Below are 21,182 nucleotides of genomic sequence, written 5' to 3'. Positions count from 1 at the left end.
TTATCCATTATTTATGCATATAAAAACCATCCATCCGCTGCTGGCGGATGGATGGCGTTGCCCGAGCGAGCGGCATCAGGAGGAGGGAAGGGTGCGTTTTACTAAAACGGTCGAGCTGCCCGAGGCGCCGAACAGCTCCGCGACCAGCCGGAACTGGTACGACGTATCCGGGCTAAGGATGTAAACGGTAGCCGAATTCGACGCCGACGTAATCACAGGCGCCGGCACGGTCGGAGGATCGGTCGGGAGCGCGATGGTCGCCTCATGCCAGGTCGCTCCTTCGTCGGCGGAATATTCGACTCGGAAGCTTGTCCATTCGCTCAATCCGCTTAAGCCGGGCGGAGTGAAGGAGAGCATTACTTCCGATTGCGTCGACCCGAGCGATTCCAGCCGCATCGTATGGACGTCCGCCTCGGCCAGCGCAAGGTCGGCGAACTTGACGACCCGGTTGCCGCCGTCGACTTCGTACAGCCCGATATGCATGCCGGGCAGCACCCCCGTGATCGGCGTTCCCGCCGTATAAGGCACCGTCTGCTCGGGCGGCGCGGCGTTCAGCTCCGGCTGCATGCCGGTGAAGGAGAAGCTGCTGACCGACACGCGCAGCGAATGGCCGTCGGCCGGCGTATACGCGATCCGAGTGGCAAAATCGGCCTCCTCCGCAGCGCTCGCCGTCGCTCCCGTCAGAAGTTGAGCAGCCTGGGCGAAATACGTGCCGCTCAGCTCGGCGACGGCCAGCAAGTCGGCGCCGAATGCGGCGGCGAAGCTGTCGACATGCCCGTTCATCCAACCGTCGATAATGGCTTCGAAGGCGTCCGGGACAAGCGCCTGTTCGTTGCCGAGGGCGAACAGCTTGAACCGGTAGATGTGCGTGCCTCCCGCCGGATCGTTCGAAGCCGGCGGGTACGGGCCGATGTAACCCGATTCGTTCGGGTTCGAATTGTTGCCGAGCGGCGTGCTGCCGCCAGGAAGCGAGTCGCCTGCCACGCTTGCGGTCAGCGTCGTCGCGTCGCCCGGAATGTTGATGACGGCCCAATGGATGAAGTTGCCGGCGATCGGATGCGTGTCGTACATGAGCAGCGCAAACGATCGTGTTCCTTCCGGCGCGTTGCTCCAGGCGAGCGGTACGCTCATATTGCCGCCGCCCCGGGAATAAGTTTGGCCGATGGCGCCGCCGTCCGAGAAGGCGGTCGACACGAGCGCAAACGCCGCTTCGAGCCGAATATCGCCGGAAGGCGCGGACAAGTTGCCGGCGCTGTCTTTGGCGTACATCACATAAGTGCCGGCGGACAAGCCAGCTGTATTGATGCTTGCGTACACGCCGGCGCTTACGGTAACGCGCTGGCCGTAAGGGAGCTGCGACATGGCGGTCAGGTGCGGCTCGTACGTATAGGCGGTTTTCGGCACCAGATACAGCGTGCCCGCCTCGTTGCTCTGCCCGTACACATTATCGCCGACCGACACGGTGCCCGTTGTGGTGCGGGATAGCGTCGGCGCCGTTGTATCCGCCGCCGGCTCCGAGGGACCCGGCGAATTCGACCCGCTCGACCCGCCCGGAGTCGTCGCAGCCGGGCTTGGCGACGGCGACGGGCTGGCTGTCGGCGAAGGCGATGCGGCGCCGCTCCTGTCCTCCCGTTTGCCGGGCTCCCTTGCGAACGTCGATTGCCGAGCGCCGTCGGCGACAACGGCCGTTTCGATCGCGCCGGAGCCGAACACGCTCAGAGCCGCTTCCAGCACGAGCCGGGTAATCGTCGCCGCTTCGCCAAGGTCCAGCGTGGCGCCGGCTGCGCCTTCCACCGTCGTCAGCTGGCGGATCGTGCCTTGCGGCACGACAACCCGCACCGCCGCCGAGGAAATTTCGACGCTGTCGAAGGTGCCGGCCAGCGTCACCTGCGAGCCTTGCGGCAGCCGCTCCGACAGCCGCACGACGCCGAACGCGCCGCCGGCCTCGTCGGCCGTTTCCAGCCGGGCCCCGGACTGTACGGTGACCGACTGCACGGATGTGCCGCCTTCGGCGACAATGCGCACATCGCCGGTTTTCTTGTCGACGATGACGGTCACCAGCACTGCGTCGCGGAGATGAACCGAGTTCGCTCCGCCGCCTTGAACCGTCGTAGCGCCTTTGACTGTGACGCGGTCGAGCAGCACGTCGCCGTCGCCGATCGATTCGGCGAGCAGCAGGTCGCCTGCGATCACGGTGTTGCGCAGCGTGACCCCGCCGGCTGCAATCGTCACGTTGCCGATTATTGACGCGGTGCCGGATGCCGGGCCGTAAACGCCGGCTTCGTCATATACCGGCGAATGCCGGAGCACGGCCCGATCGAGCGCGACGACGGCTTCCGCACGAGTAATCGCACGGGTCGGCCGGTAAGAACCGTCCTCGTAGCCTTCCATCATTCCGCTGCGGGCTGCGGCGCCAACGGCGCCGGCGCTCCACGCCGCAACGTCGGCGGCATCGGCATAATCTGCGACTGCTTCGGCCGCGCCGTCCAGCCGCAGCAGCCGCGCGAGCATAACGGCAGCTTCCTGGCGGTTGACCGGCTGGTTCCAGCGGATTGTGCCGTCCTCGTACCCTTCGGCATAACCGGCCTTGACCGCCTTGCGCACGTCTTCGTACGCCCAATCGCCGGCCTTCAGGTCGGCGAACCCGACATCGGCCGCGGCCCCGTAGCCGAACGAACGGTTGACGAGCGCCATCCATTCGCCGCGGCTCACGGGAAGATCCGGTCGAAACGCCGCCTCCTCGTATCCATCAATCAGCCCTTTGTTTGCCCACCGGTCGATCGTCTTCTCCGCCCAGTGTCCGCTAACGTCCGCAAACGCCGCGACCGGCTTGTTTGTCGCCGGAATCGACGCTCCGGTTTCCGCCGGGGCGGCGCCGTATCCGTTTGCGGCGGCGCCCAGCACGCCGAGCGATACGAGCACGGCTGCGCCGACGCGCTTCGCTTTTGCCAACATGGCAGTTCCTCCGTTCCCATCGTCTGTTTTCCCCGCTTGCTTCCGGGTTGCTTTCACTTTAGCCGACGCATTTGACAAAAATTTTACACCTCGGTGTGACAGTGGCACTTGGCCGCATGAAAGCGGAGAGAGGCGGGGGAGGGAGAGGCAATGTTGTCAGTTAAGCGATTGCTGCTTAACATACGGGTTGTTCCGCTCCAGAGGAGGGGGAATGCGGGCCTGGCTCAAGCGACAACGTTCCCTGTCATTGCCGAGCCAGCATTGGTGCCACAGGAGTGTGTTTCCCTAGCCTCATCGTTCGGTTGGGGGCGAAATAGGCCATAAACAGAGGCTGTCGATTAACGGTGGATAACGAATGTCAGCCCCTCGCCAACATCACCATCGCCATCGCGCTCAAACGAACGACTTTGGGGAAACCATTCAAATAAGCCGGAAAAACCTGCTTATTTCGCCATTCCCTTGTTATTCCGCGTTAACCTGACAACATTGGGGGGAGAGGGGGCTTTTCGGAATCAGCCCTGTTTGCAGGCGATTGCGCATTCGCACAAACAAATGAAAGTACCAAAACAAGCAATCGTCGTCCAATTCGCAAAAATTCGTTCGGTGATACACTTGTTTTCAGACGCACAGCAAGAAGGAGGAAGCACCGTGAAAGGTAATGCGGCTGCGAATGGCGGCGCCAGACCGGAGCTTGCGGCGGGCAGGGGCGCGATGCGGAGGCTGCTGGCCGATATTCGCAAAGACTGGGATTTGTACATCGCGCTGATCCCTGGCATCGCGTTTCTGCTGCTGTTCAAGTATACGCCCATGTACGGCATCGTCATCGCGTTCAAGGATTTCAACATTTTCGACGGCGTGGCGGCAAGCCCCTGGGTAGGTTGGAAGCATTTCAACCATTTGTTCTCGTCGGACAGCTTTCTGCAGGTGTTTCGCAATACGCTCGTCATCTCCGTGTACAAAATCGTGTTCCTGTTCCCGCTGCCGATCATCATCGCGATCATGTTGAACGAGCTGAGGTCCATGTGGTTCAAGCGCAGCGTACAGACGGTCGTTTACTTGCCTCACTTTCTGTCCTGGGTCATCGTAAGCGGCTTGTTCATCGACCTCCTGTCGACCAACGGCGGCATCGTCAACAAATTTATCGTCAGCCTGGGCGGCGAACCGATTCGTTTTTTCCTCGACAGCGACATCTTCCGCACCGTGCTCGTGTCGACGGCGGGCTGGAAGGAAACCGGCTGGAGCACGATCGTCTATTTGGCGGCGCTGGCGGGCATCGACCCGGGACTGTACGAAGCGGCCAAAATCGACGGCGCAAGCAGGTGGAAACAAATCGTCCACATCACGCTGCCGGGTCTCGTGCCGATCATCCTGCTCATGTTCATCTTGCGCCTGGGCTATGTGCTCGAAGCGGGTACGGAACAAATTCTCGTCATGTACAACCCGAGCGTGTACAACGTCGCCGACGTCATCGGCACGTACGTGATTCGCGTCGGCCTGGGCGACCAGGATTACAGCTTCTCGACCGCCGTCGGCGTGTTCGAATCGGTCGTCGCTTTTATGCTGATTATTTCGGGCAACGCGCTCTCCCGCAAGCTGTTCGGGCGCAGCATCTGGTAGAAGCCCGCCGGGGACAGGCCACGAAGGAGGAAGACCATCATGAGCACGACAACCGCCCGGTCGAAGCGGAGCCGCGCCATCCGCACCTCGGTGCCGGAAAAAATATTCACGGTTTTCAATTACACCGTATTCGTGTTGCTCGGGTTGTCGACGCTGTTTCCGTTCGTCAACCTGATCGCCAAATCGCTCAGCAGCGAGGCGGCGGTCGTATCGGGAATGGTGACGCTGCTGCCGGTCGATTTTCAATTCGGCACGTATCGTTATGTCGCCAGCAACTCGCAGTTTCTGCATGCGTTCGGCATGTCCGTAACGGTCTTGGTGGCCGGCACGGCGCTGGCGCTGATCATGACGACGCTCGCCGCTTACCCGCTGTCCAAGCCGCGGCTGCGGGGACGCAAGTTTTTTATCCTGCTGTACTTGTTTACGATGCTGTTCAGCGGCGGCCTCATCCCGACGTACCTGCTGATGAACAACCTGGAGCTGATCAACAAGCTGCCGGTGCTGTTCCTTCCATTCATGATCAACGTGTACAACATGCTGATCGTCAAAAGTTATTTTGAAACGCTTCCCGACGGACTGGAGGAATCGGCCAAAATCGACGGGGCGAGCAACCTGACGATATTGTTCCGCATCATGCTGCCGTTATCGCTGCCGGTGCTGGCGACGATCGGGCTGTTTTACGCGGTATTTTTCTGGAACGACTATTTTACGGCGCTCATTTACATCAACTCCGCGCATCTGAAGCCGCTGCAGCTGTATTTGAAGGAACTGTTCGTTTCTTCGACGGATACGTTCCTGCGGACGAACATCGACGCTTCGCTGAACGTGTCGCCGCAGTCGATCCAGGCCGCGTCGATCATCCTCGCGACCGTGCCGATCGTGCTCGTGTATCCGTTTCTGCAGAAGTATTTCGTCAAGGGCGTGCTGGTCGGTTCCGTCAAAGGCTGAGGGCGGCATGCCCCTTGGAGAGGAGGTGGTGCGGCAAACGATGTCCCGCTTCATCCTGGCAGCAAGCAATCACAACATTCAGGGAGGTCCCGCTCAACCATGGTAAAAAAATCTTTGCTCACCGTCCTGTCCGTCACGACGCTGGCGGCGGTCGTCGCCGCCTGCGGCAACGGCGGCAGCGACAAAAACGCAAGCTCCGCTTCGCCTTCCGCATCGACGTCGCCAAGCGCATCCGCATCCGCAACGCCGAACAAGCCGAAGCCGGAATTCAAGGCGCTGCTGCAATACGGCCGCTTCGATCCGAACGCCGAAGTCGTCGCCAAGTTCCTGAACGAAAAAACCGGCTATAAAGTCACCTACGACATGCTGCCGGTCGAAAATCCGGACGACAAGCTGAACCTGCTCATGTCGAGCAAAGAAAACTATTCGTTCATGCTGCTCGGAGCCACGCAATATTCGAAGCTGGCTTCGTCCGGCGCGCTGGAGCCGATTGACGAGCTCGTCAACAAGTACGGCACGAACATGAAAAACGTCATTTCGCAAAAATCGTGGAACGGCGCGAAGCTGAACGGCAAAATTTACGGCATTCCGCAAACCGGCTCGGGTACGACCGTCAACTCGGACCTGATCGTCCGCCAGGACTGGATGGACGAGCTCGGCCTGAAGGCGCCGACGAACCGCGACGAACTGTACAACGTGCTGAAAACGTTGAAAGAAAAGAAAAACGTTATTCCGTTGTCCGGCGGCAAAACCCCGCTCGTGCCGGAAATTCTCCCGACGTTCGGCATCACGAATGTGTCCACAAACACCGGCTGGCAGGATGTAAACGGCAAGCTCGTGAACGCGGTAGAAAACCCGAACATGAAGAAATACCTCGAGTTCATGAAGAAGCTGTACAGCGAGAAGCTGATCGACCAGGAATGGTCCATCAATCAGTCGAACAAAGTGATCGAAAACTTTACGAGCGGCAAAGCGGCAATGATCTCGAACAACTGGGCCAATGCGCCGACCGTACAGAACGCGCTGCTGAAAAACACGCCGAACGCCAAAATTACGTATTTGCCGTTCATCAACGGCGACGACGGCAAGCCGCACGTCATGGGCACAGCCGGCATCAGCTTCTACGTCGGCATTCCGAAATGGGCGGACAACAAAGAGGAAATCATCAAGTATCTGGACTTGAAGCTGGACAAGGAAATCTTCAAGGAAGCGGCGATCGGCAAGGAAGGCGTGCATTACAAAGTCGAGAACGGCAACTTCTTCCCGATTTTGCCGAAATTCAACGACGAATATAACAACGCCTCCACGTTCCTGACCGGCGTCGACGAAACGAACTACCCGATCTACTGGCAAGCCCGCGTGCGCAAGGATCCGATCCTGACCGATGCGTTCACGAAGATCCAGGATATGGCCAAAGGCAGCACGCAGCTCGATCCGCTGGCGTTTGCGCCGCCGCTCGAAGCGATCGGCAAATACAGCCAGAAGCTGCAGAAGCTGATGGAAGACACGTTCCTGAAGTACATTACCGGCGCCGAGCCTCTGGAAAACTACGACAAGTTCCTGGCGCAATGGAAAGCCGAAGGCGGAGACGAAATGACGAAAGCCGCCAACGAGTGGTACGCTTCGAACAAATAAGCTCCGTTCCCCTCGCGGCTGTGCGCCGCGGGGGATTGTTTTGCCCCGGGAGGGGGAGGCGGTGTAAAATGGATCGGACAGTACAATCGACGGTTGAATTGAAGGAGGAGCATCATGATTACCATCGGCTTTATCGATTACTATTTAAACGAATGGCATGCGGAGAAGTACCCGGCATGGATTGAGGAGGCGTCGGCCGGGAGGATGAAGGTGGCGTACGCGTACGGTCTGGCGAATGTGCCGGGCCGGCCGAGCAACGCCGAATGGTGCGAGCGCAAGGGCATTACGCTGCTCGATTCGATCGCGGAAGTCGTGGAGCGCTGCGACGCGCTGGTCGTGCTGTCGCCGGACAATCCGGAATACCACGAGGAGCTGTCGCAGCTGCCGCTTCGGTCGGGCAAGCCGGTGTTTGTGGATAAGACGTTCGCTCCGGATCTGGCGACGGCGAAGCGGTTGTTTGCGCTGGCGGAAGCGCACGGCACGCCGATGTATTCGACGTCGGCGCTGCGCTACGCGGCCGAATACGGCGCGCTGGACATGGCCGGGGTCGGTTCGGTGCTCAGCTTCGGACCGGGCAAATACGGCAATTACGCCGTACACCAGGCAGAGCCGATCGTGGCGCTGCTCGGAACGGGAGCCGAGCGGGTCATGTGGACGGGAACGGCGGATACGCCCGCGCTTGTGATCGGGTTCGCGGACGGCCGCCAGGCGACGATGCATCTGTACGGCGACGGTTGTCCGTTCGGCATGGCGTTTCACGGCACGGCAGCGGAAGGCGGCGGGAAGTCGGCGTTTGTGACCGTGCAGTCGGACTTTTTCGCCGCGTTCATCGCGAAGCTGGTTGAGTTTTTCGACGGCGGCGAACCGCCGGTTGCGAAGGAGGAAACGCTGGCGATTGCAGCTGTCCTCGAAGCCGGCGAGAAGGCAGCGGCCGCTCCGTTCGAGTGGATCGCCGTGGCGAAATAGATTTGGCACGCGCAACAATAGCGCCATTCCCGCCCGTGGAGTGGCGCTATTTTCGTTTGTAAAGAATCTATTTCCTAATTGATAATGGTATAAATATCCATGTTTAGATGTGCTGCAGCGCATGAAACATGCGCTAAACGCGTTGCATAAGGCCGCGGCGGACGCTGAGTGAGCGCGTGAGGGTTGGGATTCCGATCGCTTCATGTTTTCCGAATTCTTCGCACGATGGCGCGCCACTCCCATCCGCCAACGAACACCTTGCAAAATAGGCCATGTTTTATTGCCTATTTCGCCAAAAACGGGCCGTTCATACGAAATAGCCAGTGATTTCACTGGCTATTTCATATGAAATGCCTATTTAAAGGCAATCCGGGGCAAATAACCAGTGTTTCCACTGGCTATTTCCGACGAGGCACCCGAAATGGTTCAAATAGGCCATTTTTCATGGGCTATTTGGGTTGCCGAGCAATCAGTCGGGCCACTCAGGGGGCGGCTCGTCAGGGTTTGCTCTTTGCAACAGCGTGCGAGTACCGCTCGTTTACGAAGCAGCGAAGCGGAAGCGCTGCTCTGGAGAAGCGGAGCGCTTCCTGTAAGAAAGCGGCTTCGGGTGATTAGGCTGCGTTCGCCTTTGGTTCCCTTGGCCCCATTTGATTCTCGGCATCCGAAAACTACAAGCGATCGGAGCAGCCCTTCCGCGCAGCGGCTGAAGCGTGAGCTTGGTTGCGCTTCACGCGCCACACCAATTACAAGAAGCGAATTTCTTCGCCTTTTTCGCTCGATTCGTAAACGCCGCACAAAATTTTCATCATTTCGACGCCGTCCTGTACGGGGGAAAGCGTCTCTTTGCGCCCTTGGCAAACGTCGATGAAATGGTTGATTTCATCCTGGAAGCCGGCGACGAAATCGAACGACAGGTTGTTGATTTGCGGTGTCAGGTTGAGGATGGTATCGTATTTTTCGGTGACGATGGCAAGCTTCGGCTCGAGCTCCGCGCCGCCTTTGTCGCCGTACAGCTTGACGGTCAGTTCATCTTCCTTGGCGTGCAGCGTGAAGCTGACGTCGACGAGCAGGGAGGCGCCGTTCTCGAAGCGGATCATCGCATTGGCCATATCCTCAACCGTGTTGTTCGTCGCATCGTAGTCGGCGGCTTTGTAGTAGGCAAGGTTGCGCACGTTGACGCGGTTGCCGAGCCGCTTGTACGTGTTGCCGGAAATCGACTTCACTTTCGGCCGTCCCATCAAATACCAGCAAAGATCGATCACATGGACGCCAACGTCGATCAGCGGCCCGCCGCCGGACCGATCAATGTCGGAAAACCAGCCGCCCGGATTGCCGAGTCTGCGGATGCAGGAAGCTTTGGCATAATAAATGTCGCCAAGCTCGCCGTTGTCGAGGAACGATTTGACGATGCCCGTATTCGAGGCGTAGCGGCGGACGAAGCCGACCTGCAGCGTTTTGCCGGAGCGGAGTGCCGCGGCTTCCACTTCCAGCGCTTCCGCCACCGTTTTGCACAGCGGCTTTTCGGTCAGCACGTGTTTGCCCGCTCCGAGCGCGGCGATGGAGATCGGCGCGTGGCTGTTGTTCCAGGTGCAGATGCTCACCGCGTCGATATCGGCGCTGGCCAGCAGCTCCCTGTAATCGGTATAGACGCGGCCGATGCCGTATTTGTCGGCTTTCGCCCGGGCGCGCTCCTCGTTCAGATCGCAGATGGCGACAAGCTCCGCTTCCCCGTTGTTCTGGTATGACCGCAGATGCATGTCGGATATGGAGCCGGCGCCGATGACGGCGATGCGTACTTTGTTCATAATAGGCAACTCTCCTTGTTTGTTTGGAAAAGATGATGTTACACCGGCCGGGTCGCCGGCCAGGCGAGCTCGATGCCGCTTGCGGTCAGCCGGCGCTGGAACGCGCGCAGCTCAGGCTCGCTTCCGCGCAAGCCGCGGGGAGACAAGCCGCGGTCGATGCAGCCTGCGGCCAGGTGGCCCGCCGCTTCGCCGATGTTCCATTCGACCGGATGGAGCCGGTAGCAGCCGTTCGTAATGTGCGTGACGCCGATGTTCTTGCAGGCGGCCAGCAGGTTGTTCAGCCGGATCGGAATCAGGCAACCGAGCGGAATTTGGAACGGCAGTGAAGAGATGTCGATATAGTGGCGGTTGCCCGTGCTGGGGTGCAGGTCGATTCGATAGCAGCCGATGCCGACAGAGTCGTCGAACGTTTCCGCTTTGCCGTCCGGTCGGCAGGCGGTAGCCACGTGCTGCTCGAGCACGGTGAATTCGGCCTTGATCCTCCGCGATTCGCGAATATACGGATACATCGCCAGACCGTCGTCGGTGCCGACGACATCCTTGCGAAGCCGCAGCCCCGGGTAGCCCTGGCCGCCGTCCGGCCGCGGCGCTTCCGTCTGCAGCCAGTACAGCAGCGACAAGCTGAGCTGCTTCGCGTCGTACAGGTGCCGCTCGCGCTCTTCGTCGCTGACGTCGATGACCGAGCCGAGCCAATAATCGTTCTGCGGCCAGTTGACCAGCGTAACGCTGCCGGGGTAGAAGCCGTCCGCAAAGTTGCGCTTGTCGACGATGCGCCGGTAGCCGAACAGCGAAAATTTGTCCGTTCCTTCAAAAAGTTCGTACGTAACCGGCTCCAGCGTATGCGGGCGCACGCCGGTCCAGCTGAGCAGCTTGTCCGGCCAAAAATCGGCCTTGTACTGCCGCCAGAACTCATAGCGCTCCGGCCGTTCGATCGTATGGTCTTCGCCCGGGATGTAATCCATCGCGAAGCAGTACGTAAAGCCCTGCATGTCCTGCGGCAGCGGCTCGCCCTGTACCGCGTGCGGCTCGCCGGTTTCGGCGAACGATTCGGCGCCGGTGACGTATTCCGCCCCGGCGAGCGGCAGCAGGTCGCCGCATTCTGTCGCGTCGAGGAAATACGCCGCGGCGATGGTCGTCAGTAGGCCGGTGCCGGCGTCACGCACCGTCACCGAACGAATGTCGTCGCCGTCGACGGAGGCGGCGACAGCGCGATGCCGGGTCAGGATCGTCAGCCGGCCGCTGTAAACATAAGGCGCCAGCATGTCCTGCAGCACGGCAAGCGCCGCGCGCGGTTCGTGGCACAGCCGCGAGACGCTGCCGTTGCCGGGGTTGAGCGCGGCGCGCGAACGGGCTTCGCTTGTCAGCGGGAACAGGCGGCGGTAGTAATCGCGCACCCCGTCGCGAAATTGCCGGTAGGTGCGGGTGCAGCCGAATTGTTCGATCCAGGGATGTTCATCCGGCGGAACGGCCTGGCTGGTCAATTGACCGCCGATCCAGTCGGTTTCTTCGGTCATGATGACGGTTTTGCCGGACTCGGCGGCGGCCAGCGCCGCGGCGCAGCCGCCCGTCCCGCCGCCGATAATCGCGATGTCGGCGCGGCGTTCCTGCGGTTGTCGTTCGTTCGATTGAGCCAACGGTTCATCGCCTCCTGAAAGGTTTTGCGGATGAATCGGATGCTGCCGCCGAATTGCGGTAGACCGATGCGCTTTTCCCATTGTAATATAGCGAAAGCGGCGCTACAGCGGAGGACGATGACTTCTTTTGGTACTCTCATAACTACTGTTCCCGGAGCCGGCAGGAATAGCCGGCAAGCGGACGAATTCATCCGCTATCGGGCGCATGCGGTGCGGCTGGGAAATCGATCCGCCCTCTAGGCGGCCGCGCGGAATCGGAATAAGATGAAATGATGGAGGCTACGGTCATGGCGAAGGAACGTTCGGGAGTCAACGCAACGCAATTGGATGCCAACATGCGGGTGCAGCAGACGCAGGAAAACGATGTGGTGTGGCATTCGCCGCAGGAGCAGCCGTTTCAGATCTCCGGCTTCGGCTGGTTGCGCGAAGAAGCGCGTTATCGCCGGCTGCCGTCCAAACCGGAATGGACGATTCCGGATGCGGTCGATCAATTGGCGAACTGTACCGCGGGCGGCCAAATTCGTTTCCTGACGAATACGGGCAAACTGTCGCTCAAAGTGAAGCTGGCCGGTCCGGCGAACATGTATCATATGCCGGCCACGGGGCAATGCGGCTTCGATTGCTACATCGACAACCGGTATTGCAGCACGACCCGCTACAATCACCAACTGACGGAATACGAATGCGTCCTGTTCGCCGATCACGAGCGCCGCACCCGACTGGTGACGCTGAATATGCCGCTTTACCAGGGCGTGGAGGAAGTATGGATTGGGCTTGACCCCGGGGCAATCGTCGCATCGCCGCCCGCCTACGACAACGAGCGCAAAATCGTCATCTACGGCACGTCCATTACGCAAGGCGGCTGCGCGATGCGTCCGGGCATGGCGTATCCGAATATTATGTCGCGGCGCATCAACCTGGAATTTGTCAATCTCGGCTTCTCCGGCAGCGGCAAGGGCGAACCCGAGCTCGCCCGGCTGTGCGCGCAAATTGCCGATCCGGCGTGCTTCGTGCTCGACTACGAAGCCAACTGCGTTTCGACGGAGCTGCTGGCGAAGACGCTGCCCGACTTCGTATCGATCTACCGCGAGAAGCATCCGCTGACGCCGATTCTTATCGTGTCGCGGATCACCTATTCGCACGATGCGTTCAATCCGGAAGGAGCGCGGACGCACGAAGAGCGCAAGCGAATCCAGCAAGGCGAGGTCGAGCGCAGACGGCAGGCGGGCGACGGCAACATTTATTTTTATGACGGCGACTTGCTGCTCGGGGACGGGGCGGAAGAATGCACGGTGGACGGCGTTCATCCGACCGATCTCGGCTTTCTGCGCATGGCCGATGGGCTGACGCCGGTGCTCAAGGAAATCGTTGGCGGCTAAAAGAGCGTGATACGGAACGCGAAAGGGGAGTCGGGAGATGAAGAGGCGCTGGGCCAAAACCGTCATACTGTTTGTTGCCGCGGGCTTCATCGTCTCCGGCTGCAGCCCCGGCTCCGGCGGAAACGGACGGAACGAAGCGGCGGGCGAGGGGAGTGCGGCGATTCGCATCGTCGTCAACAGCCTCGGCCAAACGTTCCCGGCGGGCATGGACGAAAACGCCAACCCCTACCTCGATTACATCGAAAAAAACACCGGCGTTCGGGTCAACGTGACGCTTCCGCCGCTGAACGGCTATGACGAGCGGCTGAACGTCATCATGACTTCGGGAGAACCGCCCGATCTGCTTAATACGAGCAACCCTTCGTGGTTCATGAACTATGTCAACCAGCAGGCGCTGACGCCGCTTAACGACGCGATCGACAAGTATGGCGCCAACCTGAAGAAGTACATCCCGCAGGAAGCCTGGGACAACGTGACCGTCGACGGCAGCATTTATGCGATTCCAAGCCTCAACGAAGTGCAAGGCACGGAAATCGTCTACGTGCGCAAGGATTGGCTGGACAAGCTTGGCTTGCAGCCGCCGCGCACGATTGCCGAATATACGAAAGTAATGGAGGCGTTCGCCAGGAACGATCCGGACGGCAATGGCATCGACGACACGTACGGCTTGTCGATCGTCGAACGGTTCGGGCGCACGTCGCCGTTTCTCGGCGCGTTCGGCACGCAGATGAACGCCTGGTACGAACGCGACGGCAAGCTGGCTTATGCCGGCATTTTGCCGGAAATGAAACAGGCGCTGGCGTATTTGCACGACTTGTACGAACGCGACATTCTCGATCCGGAATTTCCGCTGAACACGATCGAGGTGCTCGGCGACAAGGTGGCGACGGGCAAAGTCGGCCTTTATTCGGCGGCCTGGTCCGATACCCGGTCGTATATCGCCCAGAGCGCGAAAAACGATCCGTCGGCCGTCTGGGTGCCGCTCGAATATCCCGTCGGACCCGGAGGCAAAGGCGTGTACGAAATTGCCGTCGTCCGTTCCTACAATGTGGTGCCGATCAAAAGCCGCCGCGCCGAGGACGTCGTCAAGCTGCTCGATTTTATCGCCGGCCCCGGGTTCAAGACGCTGAAGCTCGGCTTCGAGAACGACGTCTGGCAAGCGGAAGCGGACGGCAAGCTGCGGATCAATTTCGAAGCGCATTCGAAGCAAGGCTACCGCGGCATTTACGGCGCGCTCGCCGACATTGCCGACCCGCTCATTACGAAGAACCGGCTGGAAGCGCTCGGCGCGCAATACCGGCTTTACGACAATGTGCGGCAAATTGACGCCAACCTGATGCCGAATCGGTTCGGCGGCCCGCCAACGCCCGCGATGGGCAAACATCTGGTGAAGCTGACGAAGCTGCAGGAAGAGACGTTTACGAAAATCGTCGCCGGCTTAAGTCCGCTCGGCGAATTCGATTCGTTCGTGAAGAAGTGGAAGGAAGCCGGAGGCGACGAAATTACCGGCGAGGTGAACGAATGGTGGCGGGCGGCGGGCCGGACGGGCGGGAATTGACGGGAGACGAAGGAGGAGGCGGCCGAATGTGAACATCCATGGAACGATCCGCAACCTGTTGCCGAAGCTGCGCAAGCTTGCGGCCGGCTATATTCAAATTCGGCTGACCTGGTATTTCCTGTTGATTTTACTCCCGCTTGCGGCCCTGAGCCTGTTCGCCATCGCCAAGTCGCAGGCAATCGTGCAGGACCAGACAAGCCAGCGGTCGGAAGGCGCGCTGCATACGATGGCCGACTACGTCGACTCGACGCTGCAAAATATTGAACAGCTGTCGACGCTGATCGCCTTCGACATGAATATCAACACAACGCTGCAAGCGGTAGGCAAGGTGCCCGGCAAACAGGCATACGTCCAGTTCGCGCAAGTGATGGACCAACTGACCAGCATGACGAGCGTCAATTTGATGATCGATCAGATCGCCGTCATTCATATGCCGTCGCGCACCGTCATTTCGACCAAGGACGGCGGGCGCAAGCTGCCGGAAGGCGCGGAGAAGCAGCTGTGGTATCGCCAGTTGATGGAATCGGGAGGCGGTACGATCTACTATTCGCCGAAGCCGGGGGAATCGTATTTGGACGCGGACAGCGTTCACCTGGTCCGGACAATGGATCCGTACAACCGCACGATTATCAACCCCAGCCTGCTGGTCGTATCGATCAAAAAAAGCTCGCTCGTCGAGCTGGCCAAACCGCTGCTGCCATCGCCACAAACGAACATATTCTTTTTCGGCAACGATGGGGGGCTGATTGCGGGTACCGGGCCCGGCGATCGATTGCCGGGCATGAGCGACGGGGAGACGACAACGATCCGCAAGGCGGCGGGAACGGACACGGACATGGTCACAATCAGCGTCAAATCCAAGTATGCCGGCTGGTCGCTGCTGATGGAGCAGCCGCTGCGGGAAATTCGCCGCCACACCGACACGCTGAAGGCGTATACGTACGGCATTCTTGCGGTCAGTCTTGTGCTGGCGGTAATGATTTCGTGGATCGTTTATCGCGGCATCTCCGCTCCGCTGCGCAAGCTCGCTTACGGGATGAAGCAGCTGCGCACCGGCCATTACGCGATCCAACTGGAAGAAAAGCGGGTGGACGAACTCGGCTACGTCGTCGAATCGTTCAACAAGCTGGCCGAAAACCAGAAGACGCTTATTCGCGACCATTACGAAAAGCAGCTGCTGCTGTCCAAAATGGAAATCAAATTTTTGCAGTCGCAAATCAATCCGCACTTTTTGTACAACACGCTCGATTCGATCTACTGGGCGGCCAAAAATTACGAAGCCGACGAAATCAGCGACATGGTTCTGAACCTGTCGAAGTTTTTCCGGCTCAGCCTGAACAAAGGCAACGAATCGTTCAGCGTCGCCGAAACGATCGAGCATCTGCAGTACTACATCAAAGTGCAGCAGCTGCGGTTCCTGGATCATTTTGTCGTGCGTTTCGACATTGCCGAGGAGAGCAAGCCGTACCACGTGCTGAAGCTGCTGCTGCAGCCGCTGGTCGAAAACGCCGTGCTGCACGGGCTGGAGAAACAAACCGGCGGCGGCGAGTTGGTGATCGCCTCCCGTCTCGAAGCGGAACGGCTTGTGCTGGAAGTGAGCGACAACGGCGCAGGCATGGGCACGGACAAGCTGATGTATATCCGCTCGAAGCTGGATGAAGCGTGGGAGCAGGCGGCGGAAGGCATTTCGACCAACCTCAAGGGAGACAAGGATTTATTCGGCTTGCGCAACGTGGTGACGCGCACGCGAATGTACTACGGCGCCGAATCGGCGTATGCGTTCGACAGCGATGCCGGGGCGGGAACCCGGATGACGCTGCGGCTGCCGCTGGACATATGCGCCAAATCTGCCGAAGATGCAGCGTCGTAAGCGACTCGCGGTACGGGGTCTTGCCTGAAAACGTTTGACTTTGTCTCGGCTGACGCCCTATAATGGAAACAAATGTGCGTCAGATGGGCACTTTCGAGCGGCGGCTGTTAGGGGGAAAAGGATGGAAGCGCGGATAGAAAAGATCAAGCAACAATTGCAATCGCAGGGCTTTAAGCTCACCCCGCAGCGGGAGGCAACCGTTCGCGTGCTGCTCGAGAACGAAGAGGACCATTTGAGCGCCGAGGACGTGTTTATGCTGGTGAAGGACAAGGCGCCGGAGATCGGACTTGCCACCGTATACCGTACGCTCGAGCTGCTCAGCGAAATGCATGTGCTGGAGAAGATGAATTTTGGCGACGGCGTGGCGCGTTACGATTTGCGCAGCGATAATTCTCATCATCATCACCATCATTTGATCTGCGTGCAGTGCGGTTCAGTCGATGAAATTATGGACGACTGGCTGTTGCCGCTGGAAGAACGGCTGGAGCGGGATTTCAATTTCCGCGTCATCGATCACCGGCTCGATTTCCAGGGCATTTGCCACCGCTGCAACAACAAGGAGAAGAAGCAGGACGAGAGCTGACCGGGACTTTGCCCGCTTGTGCCGCAAGGCGCAGCGGGCTTTTTGCAACCGGCTCGTCGGCGCGTTTTTTGCCGGACGGCTCATTTGACCGCATGCCTGCTCTGCCCCTATAATTGTAATCAGCTTAAAAAGGTTTGATTTCATTCCAACTCATAAGGGAGGTGCACCTATCGGCCTCTGCGGAGGAAGATAGGGAACGGTTTGGGTAGTGACCCGTTACCGATATGGTTAAGCATTATCATCGTGTTGATTCTTGTCGTTTTGAACGGATTTTTCGTCGCCGCGGAGTTCGCCATGGTGAAGGTGAGAACAAGCCGCATTGACGCGCTCGTACAGGAACGCAGATTCGCCGCGAAATATGCAAGCCGTATTGTCGGTAATTTGAACGCCTATTTATCCGCCTGCCAACTGGGGATTACGCTTACTTCGCTGGGACTCGGCTGGGTCGGGGAGCCGGCGGTGGCCGCAATGCTGAAGCCGCTGCTGTCCCGTTTCGACATGCCGGAAACATTGATGCACGTCATTTCGTTCCTTATCGGCTTTACGATCATCACCGCGTTTCACATTACGATCGGCGAACAGTATCCGAAGACGTACGCCATTCGCAAGTCGGAGCAAATTACGCTGATCGCGTCGATTCCGATGGTCGTGTTTCACAAAGTGATGTACCCGCTGATCGTTGTTTTGAACGGCGCCTCCAACTGGCTGCTGCGCAAATCCGGCATCGAGCCGGAAGGCGATCACGAGGACGTGCACTCCGAGGAGGAAATCAAGCTGCTCATGCACGAAAGCCACAAGAGCGGCCTGATCGACAACACGGAGCTGACGCTGGTCAACAACGTATTCGAGTTCGCCGAAACGAATGCCCGCGAGATTATGATTCCGCGGACGGAGCTGGTTTGCTTCTATGCGGCCGATCCGTTCGAACACATTCTCGAAGTGGCGACGAACGGCGTCCATACGCGTTATCCGCTGTGCGATCCCGATAAGGACAATATTATCGGTTACATTCATATTAAAGATTTGCTCAAGGCGCGCAAAGGGCTCGACGACATTCGCCGCATCGCCCGTCCGCTGATGAGCGTACCGGAGTCGATGCCGATCAGCTCGCTGCTGCGGCTGATGCAGAAGAAGCGCACGGAAGTGGCGCTGCTCATCGACGAATACGGCGGGACGTCGGGTCTGGTGACGGTCGAGGACATTCTCGAGGAGATCGTCGGCGAAATCCATGACGAGTTCGATAAGGGACGCGCTCCGATCGAGCTGGTCGAAGACGGCAGCTTCTCGATCGACGGGCTGCTGCACATTGACGAAGTGAACGATTACTTCCAGCTCGATATCGAGTCGGAGGATCACGATACGATCGGCGGCTGGATGTATTCGCAAGTCGAAGTGCCGCCGCGCAAAAACCAGCGAATCATGTACCGCGGCTTTTCGTTTATTATCGCCGAGGTGGACCATCTCCGCATTTCGCGCATTACCGTCATCCGTACGGCGCCGGAAGAAAGCGCGGACGAAACGGCATTGCAAGGGGCATCATAAAACGATTCGGAACCGCACCGGGCTCTTGTTGAGCCAGGGCGGTTCTTTTTTTGATCGGTCAGAACCGCTAATTGCTTTCCTCCTTTGTGGCGTTTTTTAGCGGCCATATTCGGCTTTCGTTTGGCGCACACTATGGCGCAAAAGGAGCGATGACAGGTGATAATCGGCGTGCCGAAAGAAATCAAAAACAACGAGTTCCGCGTCGCCTTAACGCCCGCAGGCGCAGATATGTTTGTCAAAGCGGGCCACCGCGTCGTGGTGGAGCGTTCGGCCGGCGTCGGCAGCGGGTTTGCCGACGAGGACTATGAGCGATCCGGCGCGGAATTGCGGGAAGAAGCGGCGGACGTGTGGGCAGAGGCGGACATGATCATGAAGGTCAAGGAGCCGCTGCCGGAGGAGTTCGGTTATTTTCGCGAAAATCTGGTGCTGTTTACGTATTTGCACCTTGCCGCTGCCGGCGATTTGACCGCGGCGCTTGTCGACAAAGCCGTCACCGGAGTCGCCTACGAAACGATCCAGCTGCCGAACGGCAGCCTGCCGCTCCTGACGCCGATGAGCGAAGTGGCGGGGCGCATGTCGGTGCAGGTCGGCGCCCGGTTCCTCGAGCGGTACAGCGGCGGCCGCGGCGTGCTGCTCGGAGGCGTGCCCGGGGTGCCGCCGGCAAATGTCGTCATCCTCGGCGGCGGCGTCGTGGGCACGAACGCGGCCAAGATGGCGCTCGGTCTCGGCGCCAGCGTCGTCGTGATCGAAAAAAGCGCGGAGCGCATGCGGTATCTCGACGACGTGTTTGGCGGCCGGCTGTCGACGCTTGCGGCGAATCCGTTCAATATTTCCGGCGCTACGCAGAAAGCCGATCTGCTGATCGGCGCTGTGCTCATTCCCGGCGCGAGAGCTCCCAAGCTGGTGAGCGAGCAGATGGTCGGCGAAATGAAAGCCGGCGCCGTCATCGTCGACGTCGCTGTCGATCAGGGCGGCACGATCGAAACGATTGACCGCGTGACAACGCACGACGAGCCGACGTATGTGAAGCACGGCGTGCTTCATTATGCGGTGGCGAACATGCCGGGCGCGGTGCCGCGCACATCGACGCTGGCGCTGACGAACGCAACGATGCCGTATGCGATGGAACTGGCGAACAAAGGAGCGAAAATGGCGGCGATGCAAAACCAGGCGCTGCTGCTTGGCTTCAACACGTTTCGCGGCAGCGTCACGCATCCGGCGGTGGCGGAAGCGGTGGGTCTGCCTTATCGGCCGCTGCCGGCGGGGGCCGAATGGTTGTAGCGTGCCCGCTCATAATGGGGCTGGGCTTGTCATACGAATAGGTAACGGCAATTCCGCCCCGCAAGAACGAGGAGGAGGCAGACTGACATGGTCGTTTCCGTACGCAAATGGGTGCAGCGCGCCAAGTTTATCTTATTGTTCGTATTGTTCACCTACGTACTGTATCAGATGCTGGCCGCCGTTTCGGCCTGGATGCAGCCGGACGAAAGCCGCTACCGGACACCTTCGGGCAAATCGGTCAAAGTGTTCCAGCAGGAGGCGGAGGACGACGGGAAGTTGACCATGGGCGACCGGTTGCGCCGATTTTACTGGTACGGCGAGCAATAACGGCCGTGCGGCAGCAGGAAAAGGCATCTTCGTGTGGAATGTATAGTTAACGCAATGAAAAGCCGCAGACTATACACATAAGGGGCACGAAACGGCATGAAACAGTTTCTGCAGACTTTTATCCATTTTTTATCGGTGGAACGAGGTCTTGCGATGAATACGCTTCATTCCTACGAGCGCGATTTGACGCAATACATCAACTTCCTGGAGAAGAACGGCGTCGCCACATTGCAGGAGTCCAGCAAGACGAACATCGCCTCTTATTTGCAGCAGCTGAAGAAGCTGGGGCGCTCCGGTTCGACCGTGTCTCGCTGCATGGTGTCGATTCGTTCGTTCTACCAGTTCATGCTGCGCGAGCGGTTCATGGATTCCGATCCGTCGCAAAATATGGAGACGCCGAAGCTCGACAAACGATTGCCCAAGGTGTTGTCCGTCCCCGAAGTCGAAGCGCTGCTGGAAGCGCCGAGCACGTCGACGCCGCAAGGCATGCGCGACAAGGCGATGCTGGAGCTGCTGTACGCCACGGGCATCCGCGTCACCGAGTTGATGACGCTCGATCTAGGCAACGTCAACCTCGGCATGGGCTTCGTTCGCTGCATCGGCAAAGGCTCGAAGGAGCGCATCATCCCGGTAGGCCGGACGGCAGCCGGCTGGCTCGATACGTACATACGCGGGGACAGGGCGAAGCTGCTCAAACCGGGCAAAGCCGAGGATGCGCTGTTCATCAATCATTTGGGAACCCGGCTCACGCGCCAGGGGTTTTGGAAAATCATCAAGAAGTACGCGAAGGAATCGCACATCCGCAAAGAAATTACGCCGCATACGCTGCGCCATTCGTTCGCCACTCATCTGCTGGAGAACGGAGCCGATTTGCGCGCGGTGCAGGAAATGCTCGGCCATGCCGACATCGCCACGACGCAAATTTATACGCACGTCACCAAATCGCGGCTCAAGGATGTATTCAACCGGACGCATCCGCGGGCCAAACGGTAACGCAAGCGGCGCCGAAGTCCCGCCTTTGACAGGAGCCTCCTGGCAGGGCGGGATTTTTTTGCTTGCAGGCTGCGGTCGTTTGAGCAGAC

The 21,182-nt window shown here is 59.3% G+C and carries 15 protein-coding genes; 12 read left to right on the top strand and 3 right to left on the bottom strand.

What is annotated here, in order from left to right; translation table 11 throughout:
- Window positions 1-75: 75 nt before the first annotated feature.
- A complete protein-coding gene (locus EXY20_RS13280) occupies window positions 76-2,955 on the bottom strand; it encodes a YbhB/YbcL family Raf kinase inhibitor-like protein (RefSeq protein WP_135551724.1) in 2,880 nt (959 codons plus the stop codon).
- A 711-nt stretch (window positions 2,956-3,666) separates the two neighbouring features.
- Here EXY20_RS13280 and EXY20_RS13275 point away from each other — a divergent pair.
- From EXY20_RS13275 to EXY20_RS13260, 4 genes are all read left to right on the top strand, one after another.
- A complete protein-coding gene (locus tag EXY20_RS13275; protein WP_135551977.1) occupies window positions 3,667-4,572 on the top strand; it encodes an ABC transporter permease in 906 nt (301 codons plus the stop codon).
- Window positions 4,573-4,611: 39 nt separating this feature from the next.
- Window positions 4,612-5,520, top strand: coding sequence for a carbohydrate ABC transporter permease (locus EXY20_RS13270; RefSeq protein ID WP_135551722.1), 909 nt, complete (start codon window positions 4,612-4,614; stop codon window positions 5,518-5,520).
- 99 nt (window positions 5,521-5,619) lie between these two features.
- Window positions 5,620-7,155 (top strand): extracellular solute-binding protein, encoded by a 1,536-nt coding sequence (locus EXY20_RS13265; protein ID WP_135551719.1) that lies wholly within the window; start codon window positions 5,620-5,622, stop codon window positions 7,153-7,155.
- 114 nt (window positions 7,156-7,269) lie between these two features.
- On the top strand, window positions 7,270-8,121 hold the full coding sequence (locus EXY20_RS13260; RefSeq protein WP_135551717.1) for a Gfo/Idh/MocA family oxidoreductase: 852 nt from the start codon (window positions 7,270-7,272) through the stop codon (window positions 8,119-8,121).
- A 743-nt stretch (window positions 8,122-8,864) separates the two neighbouring features.
- Here EXY20_RS13260 and EXY20_RS13255 read toward each other — a convergent pair.
- Entirely contained in the window at window positions 8,865-9,926 is a 1,062-nt protein-coding gene (locus EXY20_RS13255) for a Gfo/Idh/MocA family protein (RefSeq protein WP_135551715.1), read from the bottom strand.
- A 38-nt stretch (window positions 9,927-9,964) separates the two neighbouring features.
- Window positions 9,965-11,641 carry an FAD-dependent oxidoreductase gene (locus EXY20_RS13250; protein ID WP_135551713.1) on the bottom strand — a complete coding sequence of 559 codons (1,677 nt, stop codon included), beginning with the start codon at window positions 11,639-11,641 and terminating at the stop codon, window positions 9,965-9,967.
- 206 nt (window positions 11,642-11,847) lie between these two features.
- Between EXY20_RS13250 and EXY20_RS13245 the strand changes: the two genes are divergently transcribed.
- From EXY20_RS13245 to xerD, 8 genes are all read left to right on the top strand, one after another.
- Window positions 11,848-12,939 carry an SGNH/GDSL hydrolase family protein gene (locus EXY20_RS13245; RefSeq protein WP_135551711.1) on the top strand — a complete coding sequence of 364 codons (1,092 nt, stop codon included), beginning with the start codon at window positions 11,848-11,850 and terminating at the stop codon, window positions 12,937-12,939.
- A 37-nt stretch (window positions 12,940-12,976) separates the two neighbouring features.
- Complete coding sequence (locus tag EXY20_RS13240) at window positions 12,977-14,497, top strand: extracellular solute-binding protein (protein ID WP_135551709.1); 1,521 nt, start codon at window positions 12,977-12,979, stop codon at window positions 14,495-14,497.
- A 28-nt stretch (window positions 14,498-14,525) separates the two neighbouring features.
- Window positions 14,526-16,367, top strand: a complete 1,842-nt coding sequence (locus tag EXY20_RS13235; protein ID WP_135551707.1) for a cache domain-containing sensor histidine kinase — start codon at window positions 14,526-14,528, stop codon at window positions 16,365-16,367.
- Window positions 16,368-16,488: 121 nt separating this feature from the next.
- Window positions 16,489-16,950: a ferric iron uptake transcriptional regulator gene (fur, locus tag EXY20_RS13230; RefSeq protein ID WP_135551705.1), complete on the top strand. Its 462-nt coding sequence runs from the start codon at window positions 16,489-16,491 to the stop codon at window positions 16,948-16,950.
- A gap of 201 nt (window positions 16,951-17,151) precedes the next feature.
- On the top strand, window positions 17,152-18,492 hold the full coding sequence (locus tag EXY20_RS13225) for a hemolysin family protein (protein WP_135551702.1): 1,341 nt from the start codon (window positions 17,152-17,154) through the stop codon (window positions 18,490-18,492).
- A 156-nt stretch (window positions 18,493-18,648) separates the two neighbouring features.
- Window positions 18,649-19,773: an alanine dehydrogenase gene (ald, locus tag EXY20_RS13220; protein ID WP_135551700.1), complete on the top strand. Its 1,125-nt coding sequence runs from the start codon at window positions 18,649-18,651 to the stop codon at window positions 19,771-19,773.
- Between the two features lie 87 nt (window positions 19,774-19,860).
- On the top strand, window positions 19,861-20,100 hold the full coding sequence (locus tag EXY20_RS13215) for a DUF4227 family protein (protein WP_135551698.1): 240 nt from the start codon (window positions 19,861-19,863) through the stop codon (window positions 20,098-20,100).
- Between the two features lie 96 nt (window positions 20,101-20,196).
- Window positions 20,197-21,093, top strand: a complete 897-nt coding sequence (xerD, locus tag EXY20_RS13210; RefSeq protein ID WP_135551696.1) for a site-specific tyrosine recombinase XerD — start codon at window positions 20,197-20,199, stop codon at window positions 21,091-21,093.
- The last annotated feature ends 89 nt before the right edge of the window (window positions 21,094-21,182 follow it).

This window comes from Paenibacillus cymbidii (genome assembly GCF_004764705.1).
In the GTDB taxonomy this organism is placed as follows: Bacteria; Bacillota; Bacilli; order Paenibacillales; family NBRC-103111; genus Paenibacillus_AN; species Paenibacillus_AN cymbidii.
Note: the sequence above shows the minus strand (reverse complement) of the source record. Positions and strands in the feature narration are given on the sequence as shown.

Excerpts from the sequence above, each read along its gene's own strand:
- EXY20_RS13280 (WP_135551724.1), bottom strand. The coding sequence starts at position 2,955 with ATGTTGGCAAAAGCGAAGCGCGTCGGCGCAGCCGTGCTCGTATCGCTC.
- EXY20_RS13275 (WP_135551977.1), top strand. The coding sequence starts at position 3,667 with ATGCGGAGGCTGCTGGCCGATATTCGCAAAGACTGGGATTTGTACATC.
- EXY20_RS13270 (WP_135551722.1), top strand. The coding sequence starts at position 4,612 with ATGAGCACGACAACCGCCCGGTCGAAGCGGAGCCGCGCCATCCGCACC.
- EXY20_RS13265 (WP_135551719.1), top strand. The coding sequence starts at position 5,620 with ATGGTAAAAAAATCTTTGCTCACCGTCCTGTCCGTCACGACGCTGGCG.
- EXY20_RS13260 (WP_135551717.1), top strand. The coding sequence starts at position 7,270 with ATGATTACCATCGGCTTTATCGATTACTATTTAAACGAATGGCATGCG.
- EXY20_RS13255 (WP_135551715.1), bottom strand. The coding sequence starts at position 9,926 with ATGAACAAAGTACGCATCGCCGTCATCGGCGCCGGCTCCATATCCGAC.
- EXY20_RS13250 (WP_135551713.1), bottom strand. The coding sequence starts at position 11,641 with ATGGGAAAAGCGCATCGGTCTACCGCAATTCGGCGGCAGCATCCGATT.
- EXY20_RS13245 (WP_135551711.1), top strand. The coding sequence starts at position 11,848 with ATGGCGAAGGAACGTTCGGGAGTCAACGCAACGCAATTGGATGCCAAC.
- EXY20_RS13240 (WP_135551709.1), top strand. The coding sequence starts at position 12,977 with ATGAAGAGGCGCTGGGCCAAAACCGTCATACTGTTTGTTGCCGCGGGC.
- fur (WP_135551705.1), top strand. The coding sequence starts at position 16,489 with ATGGAAGCGCGGATAGAAAAGATCAAGCAACAATTGCAATCGCAGGGC.
- EXY20_RS13215 (WP_135551698.1), top strand. The coding sequence starts at position 19,861 with ATGGTCGTTTCCGTACGCAAATGGGTGCAGCGCGCCAAGTTTATCTTA.
- xerD (WP_135551696.1), top strand. The coding sequence starts at position 20,197 with ATGAAACAGTTTCTGCAGACTTTTATCCATTTTTTATCGGTGGAACGA.